The sequence below is a fragment of the Pseudomonas sp. NMI760_13 genome (assembly GCF_021283245.1).
Classification (GTDB): domain Bacteria; phylum Pseudomonadota; class Gammaproteobacteria; order Pseudomonadales; family Pseudomonadaceae; genus Aquipseudomonas; species Aquipseudomonas peradeniyensis.
Genome location: NZ_JAJSRC010000038.1, coordinates 1 through 12,430, shown reverse-complemented (window position 1 = coordinate 12,430; position 12,430 = coordinate 1). Strand labels below are relative to the sequence as shown.

9 protein-coding genes and 1 tRNA gene are annotated in these 12,430 nt (G+C 65.4%); 9 read left to right on the top strand and 1 reads right to left on the bottom strand.

Features of this window, described 5'->3' with window-relative positions; translation table 11 throughout:
- Nucleotides 1-63: 63 nt before the first annotated feature.
- Both LU671_RS26460 and LU671_RS26455 read left to right on the top strand, forming a co-directional pair.
- Entirely contained in the window at nt 64-1,458 is a 1,395-nt protein-coding gene (locus LU671_RS26460; RefSeq protein WP_232857403.1) for an MFS transporter, read from the top strand.
- Nucleotides 1,459-1,467: 9 nt separating this feature from the next.
- Nucleotides 1,468-2,016 (top strand): single-stranded DNA-binding protein, encoded by a 549-nt coding sequence (locus tag LU671_RS26455; protein WP_203650014.1) that lies wholly within the window; start codon nt 1,468-1,470, stop codon nt 2,014-2,016.
- Nucleotides 2,017-2,131: 115 nt separating this feature from the next.
- On the opposite strand, the gene LU671_RS26450 is transcribed toward LU671_RS26455, so the two are convergent.
- Nucleotides 2,132-2,629, bottom strand: coding sequence for a GlcG/HbpS family heme-binding protein (locus tag LU671_RS26450; protein ID WP_203650017.1), 498 nt, complete (start codon nt 2,627-2,629; stop codon nt 2,132-2,134).
- A 254-nt stretch (nt 2,630-2,883) separates the two neighbouring features.
- Here LU671_RS26450 and fdnG point away from each other — a divergent pair, with 254 nt between their 5' ends.
- The 7 genes from fdnG (at nt 2,884) to LU671_RS26415 (ending at nt 12,091) form a co-directional block, all read left to right on the top strand.
- Complete coding sequence (fdnG, locus tag LU671_RS26445; RefSeq protein WP_232857402.1) at nt 2,884-5,952, top strand: formate dehydrogenase-N subunit alpha; 3,069 nt, start codon at nt 2,884-2,886, stop codon at nt 5,950-5,952.
- The gene (gene fdxH, locus LU671_RS26440) at nt 5,952-6,902 is read left to right on the top strand and encodes a formate dehydrogenase subunit beta (protein WP_203650021.1); all 951 of its coding nucleotides are present in this window, start codon (nt 5,952-5,954) and stop codon (nt 6,900-6,902) included. The genes fdnG and fdxH overlap by 1 nt, the downstream gene beginning before the upstream one ends.
- The gene (locus tag LU671_RS26435) at nt 6,899-7,555 is read left to right on the top strand and encodes a formate dehydrogenase subunit gamma (RefSeq protein ID WP_232857401.1); all 657 of its coding nucleotides are present in this window, start codon (nt 6,899-6,901) and stop codon (nt 7,553-7,555) included. Before fdxH ends, LU671_RS26435 begins: the two co-directional genes overlap by 4 nt.
- A gap of 4 nt (nt 7,556-7,559) precedes the next feature.
- On the top strand, nt 7,560-8,480 hold the full coding sequence (fdhE, locus tag LU671_RS26430; protein ID WP_232857400.1) for a formate dehydrogenase accessory protein FdhE: 921 nt from the start codon (nt 7,560-7,562) through the stop codon (nt 8,478-8,480).
- A gap of 162 nt (nt 8,481-8,642) precedes the next feature.
- Nucleotides 8,643-10,070, top strand: a complete 1,428-nt coding sequence (selA, locus tag LU671_RS26425) for an L-seryl-tRNA(Sec) selenium transferase (protein WP_232857399.1) — start codon at nt 8,643-8,645, stop codon at nt 10,068-10,070.
- Nucleotides 10,067-11,989 (top strand): selenocysteine-specific translation elongation factor, encoded by a 1,923-nt coding sequence (gene selB / locus LU671_RS26420; RefSeq protein WP_232857412.1) that lies wholly within the window; start codon nt 10,067-10,069, stop codon nt 11,987-11,989. The genes selA and selB overlap by 4 nt, the downstream gene beginning before the upstream one ends.
- Nucleotides 11,990-11,995: 6 nt before the next feature.
- Nucleotides 11,996-12,091, top strand: a tRNA-Sec gene (locus LU671_RS26415).
- The last annotated feature ends 339 nt before the right edge of the window (nt 12,092-12,430 follow it).

Sequence of the window (12,430 nt, the reverse complement as noted above, 5' to 3'; positions counted from 1 at the left end):
CGCGTATATGCCGCCAAGGCGTCGGACTGATAGAATCGCCGCCGGTTCACACGAGGTTAATCCATGCACGACACCCACAACGAGCGCATGAGTGGCAGCGAAACCCGCGCCGCCAGCGGCCTGGCCCTGGTCTTCGCCTTTCGTATGCTGGGCATGTTCATGGTACTGCCGGTGCTGGCCACCTACGGCATGGACCTGGCCGGTGCCACGCCTGCGCTGATCGGCCTGGCCATCGGCGCCTACGGCCTGACCCAGGCCGTGCTGCAGATTCCGTTCGGGGTGATTTCCGACCGCATCGGCCGCCGTCCGGTGATCTACGTGGGGTTGATCATCTTCGCCCTGGGCAGCGTGCTGGCGGCCCAGGCCGATTCCATCTGGGGCGTGATCGCCGGGCGCATCCTGCAGGGCGCGGGGGCCATTTCCGCGGCGGTGATGGCGTTGCTCTCCGACCTGACCCGCGAGCAGCACCGGACCAAGGCCATGGCCATGATCGGCATGAGCATCGGCCTGTCGTTCGCCGTGGCGATGGTGGTCGGCCCGCTGTTGACCCGCGCCTTTGGCTTGTCAGGATTGTTCCTTGCCACCGCAGGACTTGCCCTGGTCGGCATCGGCCTGATCGCCTTCGTCGTGCCCAATTCGCACAATGTGTTGGCCCATCGCGAGTCCGGTGTCGCCCGTCAGGCTCTAGGTCCGACCCTGCGCAATCCGGACCTTCTGCGCCTGGATATCAGCATCTTCGTGCTGCACGCGATCCTGATGGCCAGCTTCGTGGCGCTGCCCCTGGCCTTCGTCGAGCGCGGCGGGCTGCCCAAGGAGGAGCACTGGTGGGTGTACCTGACCGCGTTGCTGGTTTCATTTTTTGCAATGATCCCCTTCATCATCTACGGGGAAAAGAAGCGCAAGATGAAACGCGTGTTGCTCGGCGCGGTCAGTGTCCTGCTGCTGGTGGAGGTGTTCTTCTGGCAGTGGGCTGACAACTTGCGCGGACTGGTGATCGGCACCGTGGTATTCTTTACTGCATTCAACCTGCTGGAGGCATCCTTGCCTTCGCTGGTCAGCAAGGTGTCACCTGCCGGTGGCAAGGGGACGGCGATGGGGGTGTACTCCACCAGCCAGTTCCTCGGCGCCGCGCTGGGAGGCATCCTCGGTGGCTGGTTGTTCCAGCACGGTGGCTTGAGCATGGTGTTCCTGGGATGCGCGGTGTTGTGCGTCCTGTGGTTGCTCACTGCGTTGCGCATGAATGAGCCGCCGTACGTGACCAGCCTGCGCATGCCGCTGACGCCTGAAGCGGTCCGGGAAGCCGGGCTGACCGAGCGCCTGATGGCCGTGCCGGGTGTGACCGACGCCGTGGTGGTGGCAGAAGAAGCCGCCATCTATATCAAACTGGATACGAAAATTTTGGACCGTGCGACCCTCGAGCGTCTGGTGAACCCAGCCTCTGCGGCGTGCGAAGCCTAGGAGAACGTTATGGCCCGTGGGGTTAACAAAGTCATTCTGGTCGGTACCTGCGGTCAGGATCCCGAAGTCCGCTACCTGCCCAACGGTAACGCCGTGACCAACCTGAGCCTGGCCACCAGCGAGCAGTGGACCGACAAGCAGTCGGGCCAGAAGGTCGAGCGTACAGAGTGGCACCGTGTGTCGCTGTTCGGCAAGGTTGCCGAGATTGCCGGCGAGTACCTGCGCAAGGGTTCGCAGTGCTACATCGAAGGCAAGCTGCAGACCCGCGAGTGGGAAAAGGACGGTATCAAGCGCTACACCACCGAGATCATCGTCGACATCAACGGCACCATGCAGTTGCTCGGCGGGCGTCCTCAGGGTCAGCAGGGTGGTGGCGACCAATACAACCAGGGTGGTGGTAACAACTACAACCAGGGTGGCCAGCAGCAGCAGTACAACCAGGCTCCGCGCCAGCAAGCTCCGCGTCCGCAGCAGGCGCCACAGCGCCCGGCGCCGCAACAGCCGGCTCCGCAGCCAGCCGCTGACTTCGACAGCTTCGACGACGATATTCCGTTCTGATCCATTCCTGGGGCACCCATGGCGCCCTTGTGGAACGAAGTTGTAACAAGAAACCCGCTTCATGCCTGAAGCGGGTTTCTTTTTGTCTGGGCAACCAGGCAGGCGCCTGCCAGGATCAGCCCTCTTCGAGTGCCGTCCTTGCAAATTGGGCGTCCAGTTCCGGCGTCGCTCCGCTGATACCGATTCCACCGATATGCCTGCCGTTGACATCCATGATCGGCAGTCCGCCTTCCAGTAGGGTGAAGCCGGGCAGCGAGGCGTAGGGATTGGCGGGCAACGCGGCGCTGCGCTCGCCGAGCGAGCGGGACGACAGCGGGAAACGGGCGGATGTCTCGGCTTTGAGCTGCGCGACCTGGATGCTGCCGCTGCTGGTGCCATCCATGCGCTGGAAGTACTTCAGGTTGCCATGGTTGTCGACAATGCTGATGACGATGGCAAAGCCTTGGGCGCGTGCGGCACGCTCGGCGGCATCGGCCATGGCCCGTGCTCGCTCGGCGGTGATCTGCAACGCGGCGGGAGGGGCGTGATCATCGCCTGCTGTTGCCGCCATGCTGGGTTGAGCGAGTACTGGGATGCCGATCAAAAGTGTGGTCAAGAGGTGCTTGATGTTCATGCCTGCGGTCCTCCTCCATGTGTGATCCATCAACCTAACAGGCACAGAATGTGTCGGGGCGTAGTCCATTTCCGGTAGCAATGTAGGATTTGTATGGGGGAGAAGGCGATTTGCCTCGCGCCTGATCCAGATCATCGCGCTTTGCAGATTCTTGACTAGGCTTAACAGCTGGCGGTCTCTGTCCACCGCCACCGTGAAGTCCCTGAGGCGCCGGCCAAGTCCCGTGCGCCCGAGAACCTGATCAGGAGTGCACGATGGATCTCAACCGTCGGCAATTCTTCAAGGTCGCCGCCGTCGGCCTTGGAGGCTCGAGCCTCGCGGCGTTGGGCATGGCCCCGACACCCGCGTTCGCCGAGCAGGTGCGCCACTTCAAGCTGGCGCATACCAAAGAAACCCGTAACACCTGTCCTTACTGCTCGGTCGGCTGCGGCCTGATCATGTACAGCCAGGGTGACGCGGGCAAGAACGTCAAACAGAACATCATCCACATCGAGGGCGACGCGGACCATCCGGTCAACCGCGGCACCCTGTGCCCGAAAGGCGCCGGTCTGCTGGACTTTATCCACAGCCCCAGCCGCCTCAAGTACCCCGAGGTGCGCAAGCCGGGCAGCAGCGAGTGGACCCGCATCGACTGGGACGAAGCCCTCGATCGTGTCGCCGACCTGATGAAACAGGACCGCGACGCCAACTTCATCGAGAAGAATGCCCAGGGCCAGACGGTCAACCGCTGGCTCACCACGGGCTTTCTCGCCGCGTCCGCCGCTTCCAGCGAAGCGGGTTACATGACGCACAAGGTGATCCGTTCGCTGGGCATGCTGGGGTTCGATAACCAGGCGCGTGTCTGACACGGCCCGACGGTGGCAAGTCTTGCCCCGACGTATGGCCGTGGCGCGATGACCAATCACTGGTCTGATATCGCCAACGCAAACCTGGTCCTGGTGATGGGCGGCAACGCCGCTGAAGCGCACCCGTGTGGCTTCAAGTGGGTGACCGAAGCCAAGGCGCACAACAAGGCGCGGCTGATCGTGGTCGACCCGCGGTTTACCCGTACCGCCTCGGTGGCCGATTATTACGCGCCGATCCGTACCGGCAGCGACATCGCCTTCATGGGCGGGCTGATCAACTACCTGCTGAGCAACGACAAGATCCAGCACGAGTACGTGCGCAACTACACCGACGTGTCGTTCATCGTCAAAGAGAACTATGGCTTCGAGGACGGGCTGTTCAGCGGCTACGACGCGGCCAAGCGCGTGTACGCCGACAAGTCCGGCTGGGGCTACGAGCTGGGCGAGGACGGTTTCGCCAAGGTCGATCCGACCCTGCAGCACCCGCGTTGCGTATACCAGCTGATGAAGCAGCACTACAGCCGCTACACGCCGGAACTGGCGAGCATGACCTGCGGCATGCCCCAGGACCAGATGATGAAGATCTGGGAAGAGATCGCCACCTGCTCGACGCCGGGCAAGACCATGACGATTCTCTACGCCCTGGGCTGGACCCAGCACTCGATCGGCGCGCAGATCATTCGCAGCGCGGCCATGGTGCAGTTGCTGCTGGGCAACGTCGGCATGCCGGGTGGCGGGGTCAACGCCCTGCGCGGTCACTCCAACATCCAGGGCCTGACTGACCTGGGGCTGCTGTCGAACTCGCTGCCGGGTTACCTGACCCTGGCCGGTGATGCCGAGCAGGACTACACCGCCTACATCGACAAGCGCGCCTCCAAACCGCTGCGCCCGGGGCAGCTGTCGTACTGGCAGAACTACGGCAAGTTCCACGTCAGCCTGATGAAGGCCTGGTACGGCGCCAACGCCACCGTGGCCAACAACTGGGGCTACGACTGGCTGCCCAAGCTCGACGTGCCGGCCTACGACGTGCTGCGCATGTTCGAGATGATGGGCCAGGGCAAGGTCAACGGCTACATGTGCCAGGGCTTCAACCCGATCGCCGCGCTGCCGGACAAGAACCGCGTCACCGCGGCCCTGGCCAAGCTCAAATGGCTGGTCATCATGGACCCGCTGGCCACCGAGACCTCGGAGTTCTGGCGCAACGCCGGCCCGTTCAACGACGTCGACACCGCCAACATCCAGACCGAGGTGATCCGCCTGCCCACCACCTGCTTCGCCGAGGAGGACGGCTCGCTGGTCAACAGCAGCCGCTGGCTGCAGTGGCACTGGAAAGGCGCCGACGGTCCGGGCGAGACCCGTACCGACGTGCGCATCATGAGCGAGCTGTTCCTGCGCCTGCGCAAGCGCTATCAGGCCGAAGGCGGCGCCTACCCCGACCCGATGCTCAACATCAGTTGGCCGTACAAGGTGCCTGAAGAGCCTTCGCCCGAGGAGTTGGCCAAGGAGATGAACGGCTGGGCGGTCAGCGACCTCACCGACGCCACCGGTGCCACGCTCAAGGCCGGCCAGCAGCTGGCCGGCTTCGCCCAGATGAAGGACGACGGCAGCACCGCGTCCGGCTGCTGGATCTTCGCCGGCAGCTGGACCGAGCAGGGCAACCAGATGGCCCGGCGCGACAACAGCGACCCGTATGGCATGCACCAGGTACAGAACTGGGCCTGGGCCTGGCCGGCCAACCGGCGCATCCTCTACAACCGTGCCTCCAGCGACCCGCAAGGCAAGCCGTGGGACCCGGAGAAGAAGCGCCTGGTGTGGTGGAACGGCAAGGCCTGGACCGGCACCGACGTGCCGGACTTCAAGGTCGACTCGCCACCGGAAGCGGGGATGAACCCGTTCATCATGAACCCCGAGGGCGTGGCGCGGTTCTTCGCCATCGACAAGATGGCCGAGGGGCCGTTCCCCGAGCACTACGAGCCGTTCGAGACGCCGATCGGCATCAACCCGCTGCATCCGCAGAACAAGAAGGCCACCAGCAACCCGGCCGGGCGGATCTTCGATTCGGTGTGGGACACCCTCGGCACCCACGACGAGTTCCCCCATGCGGCGACCACCTACCGGCTGACCGAGCACTTCCACTTCTGGAGCAAGCATTGCCGGCTCAACGCCATCGCCCAGCCCGAGCAGTTCGTCGAGATCGGCGAGGTGCTGGCGAACGAGAAGGGCATCAAGGCTGGCGACCGGGTGCGGGTATCGAGCAAGCGCGGACATATCGATGCGGTGGCGGTGGTGACCAAGCGGATCCGTCCGCTGCAGGTCAACAACCAGACCGTGCACCAGATCGGCATCCCGTTGCACTGGGGCTTCACCGGTGCCACCCGGCATGGCTACCTGACCAACACCCTGGTGCCGTTCCTCGGTGACGGCAACACGCAGACACCGGAGTCCAAGTCGTTCCTCGTCAAAGTGGAGAAACTCTGATGGCCAGCCAAGACATCATCGCCCGCTCGGCCACCACCACCGTACCGCCCTCGGTACGCCAGCAGCAGGAAGTCGCCAAGCTGATCGACACCACCAAGTGCATCGGCTGCAAGGCCTGCCAGGTGGCGTGCTCGGAGTGGAACGAACTGCGTGACGAGGTCGGCCACAACCACGGCACCTATGACAATCCCCAGGACCTCAGCGCCGAGACCTGGACCCTGATGCGCTTTACCGAGCACGAGCGCGACGACGGCAACCTGGAGTGGCTGATCCGCAAGGACGGCTGCATGCACTGCGCGGACCCTGGCTGCCTGAAGGCCTGCCCGAGCCCGGGGGCGATCATCAAGCACGCCAACGGCATCGTCGACTTCAACCAGGACCATTGTATCGGTTGCGGCTACTGCATCACCGGCTGCCCGTTCAACATCCCGCGCATCTCGCAGAAGGACCACAAGGCGTACAAGTGCACCCTGTGCTCTGACCGCGTGAGTGTCGGCCTGGAGCCGGCTTGTGTGAAGACCTGCCCGACCGGGGCGATTGTCTTCGGCAGCAAGGAGGAGATGAAGGTGCATGCCGACGAGCGCATCGTCGACCTGAAGTCGCGGGGGTACGAGAACGCCGGGCTGTACGATCCGGACGGGGTCGGTGGCACCCATGTGATGTATGTGTTGCATCACGCCGACACGCCGCGGATCTACGCCGGCCTGCCGGACCAGCCTGTGATCAGCCCGCTGGTGGGGCTGTGGAAGGGCTTCAGCAAGCCGCTGGCGCTGCTGGCCATGGGCGCGGCGGTACTGGCCGGGTTCTTCCACTATGTGCGCGTGGGGCCGCAGCGAGTCGAGGAGGACGAGCATCCGACACCTGTGGATGACACGGTCCACCAGGTGGACCCGGCGGTGCATGTCTATGATCCGAACCGCCCGGGCGGGCAGGGGGAGCAACGGCCATGAACGACAACAAGCCTATCCTGCGCTACAACGCCAACGAACGGAGCAACCACTGGGTCGTGGCGATCCTGTTCGTGCTGGCCGGCCTTTCGGGGCTGGCGCTGTTCCACCCGGCGCTGTTCTGGCTCAGCCACCTGTTCGGCGGCGGGCCGTGGACGCGGATCCTCCATCCGTTCATCGGCGTGGCCATGTTCGTGTTCTTCCTCGGGCTGGTGCTGCGCTTCTGGCGCGCCAACTTCATCACCGCCAACGACCGCCTGTGGCTGCGCCGCATCGACCGGGTGATGCTCAACAAGGAAGAGGGCGTGCCGCCGATCGGCAAGTACAACGCCGGGCAGAAGCTGCTGTTCTGGACCTTGCTGGCCTGCATGCTGGTGCTGCTGGTCAGCGGCGTGGTGATCTGGCGCGCGTACTTCAGCCATTGGTTCGGCATCGACGTCATTCGCCTGTCCGCGCTGCTGCATGCCCTGGCGGCGTTCGTGCTGATCCTCAGCATCATCGTGCACATCTATGCCGGGATCTGGATCAAGGGCTCGATCGGCGCCATGCTGCATGGCTGGGTCAGCCGCGCCTGGGCACGCAAGCACCATGAACTGTGGTACCGGGACGTGACCGGCGACAAGACGCCGCACAACCACAGTGGAAAAGAAGGATGACCGTTTGAGCACGATTCTCGAACCCGGGCAGATCGAAGCGTCGGCAGTGATGCCGCCGTTCCTGCACCTGCCCACCGCCAACCTCTTCGAGGTGCGCGCCAACCGGCTTGAGCAGCTGGCCGAGGGCAACGCCCTAAGCGACTACCTGCGGTTGATGGCCCGGCTATGCCGGATTCAGCAGCAGCTTGTGGATAACCCACCTGCTGGGGTGCCAGTGGCCGAAGAGCGCCAGCGCCTGTGCATAAGTCATGGCCTGCCGCCGCTGACGGCCGACAGCCTGGTACGTGAAGGGCCGTGGCTGGTCTGGTTGCAGGCGTTGCTCGAGCATTTCGCCGCGGAGCCTGATGGGCCGCTGGCGGACGCGCTGGGGACGTTGCGCGGCAGCGATGAGGCGCAACGCAAAGGCTGGGGCATCGCCCTGCTCGGCGGCCAGTACGACGCGGTACCGGCGGCGCTGGTGCCCTTTATCGGCGCCGCGTTGCAGGCGGCGTGGTCCAGCTGGCTGCTGGCCTTGCCTGCGCCTGAGCTCAAACCCGCCGGCAGCCTGGCCCAGTGCCCGGCCTGCGGCTCGCCGGCGATGGCCGGGGTGGTGCGCAATCGCGGCAAGCACAATGGCCTGCGCTACCTGGCCTGCTCGCTGTGTGCCTGCGAATGGCATGTTGTGCGGGTCAAGTGCGTGTACTGCGAGTCGAGCAAGGACCTGCGCTACAGCAACCTCGAGGATGACCGCCACGCGCCAGGCAAGGCGCCGCTGCGTGCCGAGTGCTGCCCGGGGTGCCAGAACTACCTCAAGCAGTGCTACCTGGAGAACGACGCTGCGGCCGAGCCGTTGGCCGACGACCTGGCGAGCCTGGCGCTGGACATGCGCCTGGATGAGGAGGGCTTCCATCGGCTGGCGCCGAATCTGCTGTTGGCACCGGGCTAGGGGGTAATTGTCTACACTGCTACACCGAGTTGCCTTCTTCGCGGGACAAGCCCGCTCCTACAGGTACAGCGCTGGTTTCGACGCCAACGCGCTTCCTGTAGGAGCGGGCTTGCCCCGCGAAAGGGCCGGAACAGACAACGGATCAGTCAAAGGTAGTACCGAATGTCTTCAACCCTCGCCAGCGACACCCCACGCCTGCCCTCCATCGACACCCTGCTGCGCCACCCAGCCTGCGCCCCACTGATCGACCGCCACGGTCGTGACGCCACGCTGGCCGCCCTGCGCCAATTGCTCGACGACCTGCGCGAGCCTGCTCGCCTCGGCCAACTGAGTGCCGCCGAACTGACCGCCGAAGTTCTCCTGGGCCGAGCCGGCGAACGCCTGGCCATCCAGCAACGCAGCCAGGTACGTCGGGTGTTCAACCTCACCGGCACGGTGCTGCACACCAACCTCGGCCGGGCCTTGCTGCCCGAGGAAGCGGTCGACGCCATGCAGACCGCCGCCCGCTACCCGCTGAACCTGGAGTTCGACCTCAACACCGGCAAGCGCGGCGACCGCGACGACCTGATCGAAGGCCTGCTCCGTGAACTGACCGGCGCCGAGGCCGTCACGGTGGTCAACAACAACGCCGCCGCCGTGCTGCTGGCGCTCAACAGCCTGGGCGCACGCAAGGAAGGCATCATCTCCCGTGGCGAACTGATCGAGATCGGCGGCGCCTTCCGCATCCCCGACATCATGGCCCGCGCCGGCGTGAAGCTGCATGAGATCGGCACCACCAACCGCACCCACGCCCGCGACTACGAAGGCGCGATCAACCCGCGCACGGGGCTGCTGATGCGTGTGCACTGCAGCAACTACAGCATCCAGGGTTTCACTACCCAGGTGCCCACTGCGGAACTGGCGCGCATTGCCCATGCACATGAGCTGCCGCTGCTCGAAGACCTGGGCAGCGGCAGCCTGCTCGACCTGACCCGCTGGGGCCTGCCGGCCGAGCCGACCGTGCGTCAGGCCCTGACCGATGGGGCCGACATCGTCACTTTCAGTGGCGACAAGCTGCTCGGCGGGCCGCAGGCGGGGATCATCGTCGGGCGCAAGGAGCTGATCGCGAAGATCAAGAAGAACCCGCTCAAGCGTGCCCTGCGGGTGGACAAGATCACCCTCGCGGCGCTCGAAGCGGTGCTGGCGCTGTACCGCAATCCGGACCGCCTGGCCGAGCGCCTGCCGAGCCTGCGCCTGCTCACCCGGCCCCAGCCCGAAATTGCCGCCCAGGCCGAGCGCCTGGCGCCTGAACTGGCCGCGCGGCTGGGGGCGCAATGGGCAGTCAGCGTCGAACCAGCCCTGGGCATGATCGGCAGCGGCAGCCAACCTGTGGCGCGCCTGCCCAGCGCGGCCTTGTGCCTGCGTCCGCAGGTGTCGAAGAAACTGCGTGGGCGCAGCCTGCATGTACTGGAGCGGGCGCTGCGTGACCTGCCGGTGCCGGTACTGGGCCGCATCGACGACGATGCCCTGTGGCTCGACCTGCGCCAGCTGGACGACGAGGCCCAGTGGCTGGCGCAGCTGCCGAGGTTGCAACTGGGGCCAGTGCAGTGATCGTCGGTACCGCCGGCCACATCGACCACGGCAAGACCGCGCTGCTCCAGGCCCTGACCGGCCAGGCCGGCGACACGCGCCAGGAGGAGCGCGCCCGGGGCATGACCATCGACCTCGGCTACCGCTATGCCGCGCTGGCCGAAGGTGCTCCGCTGACGGGTTTCATCGATGTGCCCGGCCATGAGCGTTTTATCCACAACATGCTCGCCGGCGCCCATGGCATTGATCTGGTGCTGCTGGTGGTCGCCGCCGACGACGGGGTGATGCCGCAGACCCGCGAGCACTTGTCGATCATCGAGTTGCTGGGCATTCCCCAGGCGCTGGTAGTCATCAGCAAGTGCGACCGGGTCGAGCCGCAACGCTTGGCCGAAGTCCAGGCGCAAGTCATCACGCTGCTGGCGCCCGGGCCATACGCCGGGGTACCGCAGTTCCCGGTGTCGAGCCTGAGTGGCGAGGGTATCGACGCCTTGCGCGAAGCGTTGCTGGCCGCCGAGGCCCAGGTGCGTCGACGCAGTGTGCGGGGCGGATTCCGCCTGGCCGTGGACCGCGCCTTCGCGGTGTCCGGGGCGGGCGTGGTGGTCACCGGGACGGCCCTGGCCGGGCAGGTCAGCGCCGGTGACACGCTGTTGCTGGGCAAGGCCGGCAAGCCGGTGCGGGTGCGTGGCCTGCATGCGCAGAACCAGGCGGCGCTGGTGGCCGAGGCCGGGCAGCGGGTCGCGTTGAACATCAGCGCTGAACGGCTGGCGGCAGAGCAGGTGCACCGGGGCGACTGGCTGGTGCCGCAGTGGCTGCATGCACCGAGCGTGCGGGTCGATATCGATTTCACCTTGCTGCCGGGCGAGACCCGGACGTTCGAGCATTTCAGCGCGGTGCATGTGCACCTGGGGACCCAGGATGTCACGGCCCGTGTTGCGTTGTTGGAGGGTGAACGGCTCGGCGCCGGCCAGCGCATGTTCGCCCAGTTGCTGCTCAACGCGCCGTTGCAGGCGGTGCATGGCGATCGGCTGGTGCTGCGCGACCAGCGCGCCCAGCGCACCCTCGGCGGTGGCCGCGTGCTCGATCCCTTTGCGCCGAGCCGACAGCGACGCAGCGAGGTACGCCTGCGCCAGCTGCAGGTACTGCGTGATGTCACTGAACTGGAGCAGGCCCTGCCGGCGTTGCTCGAAACTGCACCCGGCGGGCTCGATCCGCAGCGCCTCGAGCGCCAGTTCAACCGTCTGCGCGAGACCTGGCAGTTGCCGGAGGATGTGCAGGTTATCGCCACCCGCCAGGGCCAGTTGCTGTTCTCACGCCAGCAGTGGCATTCACTCAAGCAGCAGGTGCTGGCGCGGCTGGCGCAGTTCCATGAACAGGAGCCCGACCAGCTTGGCCCGGACCGCGACCGCCTGCGCCGCTTTACCGCGATGCCGCTGGAGCGTCCGGCGTTTGTCAGCCTGCTGGATGAGCTGCTGGGCGAAGGGGGGATCAGCAGCAGTGGTCCGTGGCTGCATCTGCCTGGGCACAAGGTTCAGTTGAGCGAAGCCGATACTGCACTGTGGGAGCGCTTGCTGCCGCGCTTGCTGGCGGGTGAGTTCGATCCGCCCTGGGTGCGTACGCTGGCTGCCGAGGAGCGCTGCGAGGAGGCCGAGGTGCGCCTGCTGCTGCGCAAGCTCGCCCGCCTGGGCCTGTTGCACCAGGTGGTGCGTGACCTGTTCTACCCGGAGGTGACGCTAAGGCGCATGGCAGAGCTGTTGTTGCAGCAGGCCGAGGCATCGCCGATAGTGCAGGTTGCGGCGTTTCGCGATATGTTGGGCATCGGTCGCAAGCGCAGTGTGCAGATACTCGAGTACTTCGACCGCGTTGGCCTGACCCGGCGGGTCGGCGACCAGCGGCATATCCGCGTCGACAGCGCCCTGGCCCAGTTGCAACGCGGGCCCTGATTTCAAGGAAGGCAATCGCGCCCGGTGGCGCGGCCGGGCTTCAAACCCGGTTGGGGACGGCAGCCGTTCCCGGGCAGGTTCGACTCCCGCTGCCTTCCGCCAATTTTTTGTTTAGATCTGGTTGGCTACGATAACTTGCATGTAGTGGGATATCTTTCTTGTCCCATCTGAAGCACCTAGTATATCTGTCGACTTTGAAATCAATTCGTATCTCTTGATCTTGATCTTGCTTCTAAGTGCGCGGTAGTTCAGGCGACGCCAATTGCGACTTCAGGAGGCCGAGCGGAGTTCTTGCGGAGGGAGGTGACGGGCATGGATGCCCGTCAAGCGCTGCGCCCCAGGATGGGGCGTTCAGCGCGGTCCTCCCGGGAGCAAGAACGGAGCGAGGGAACCCCGGAGCGAAGCGTAGGGGCCGGATGAATGGAGCGAGGATTTTTTGGT

Excerpts from the sequence above, each read along its gene's own strand:
- LU671_RS26460 (WP_232857403.1), top strand. The coding sequence starts at position 64 with ATGCACGACACCCACAACGAGCGCATGAGTGGCAGCGAAACCCGCGCC.
- LU671_RS26455 (WP_203650014.1), top strand. The coding sequence starts at position 1,468 with ATGGCCCGTGGGGTTAACAAAGTCATTCTGGTCGGTACCTGCGGTCAG.
- LU671_RS26450 (WP_203650017.1), bottom strand. The coding sequence starts at position 2,629 with ATGAACATCAAGCACCTCTTGACCACACTTTTGATCGGCATCCCAGTA.
- fdxH (WP_203650021.1), top strand. The coding sequence starts at position 5,952 with ATGGCCAGCCAAGACATCATCGCCCGCTCGGCCACCACCACCGTACCG.
- LU671_RS26435 (WP_232857401.1), top strand. The coding sequence starts at position 6,899 with ATGAACGACAACAAGCCTATCCTGCGCTACAACGCCAACGAACGGAGC.
- selA (WP_232857399.1), top strand. The coding sequence starts at position 8,643 with ATGTCTTCAACCCTCGCCAGCGACACCCCACGCCTGCCCTCCATCGAC.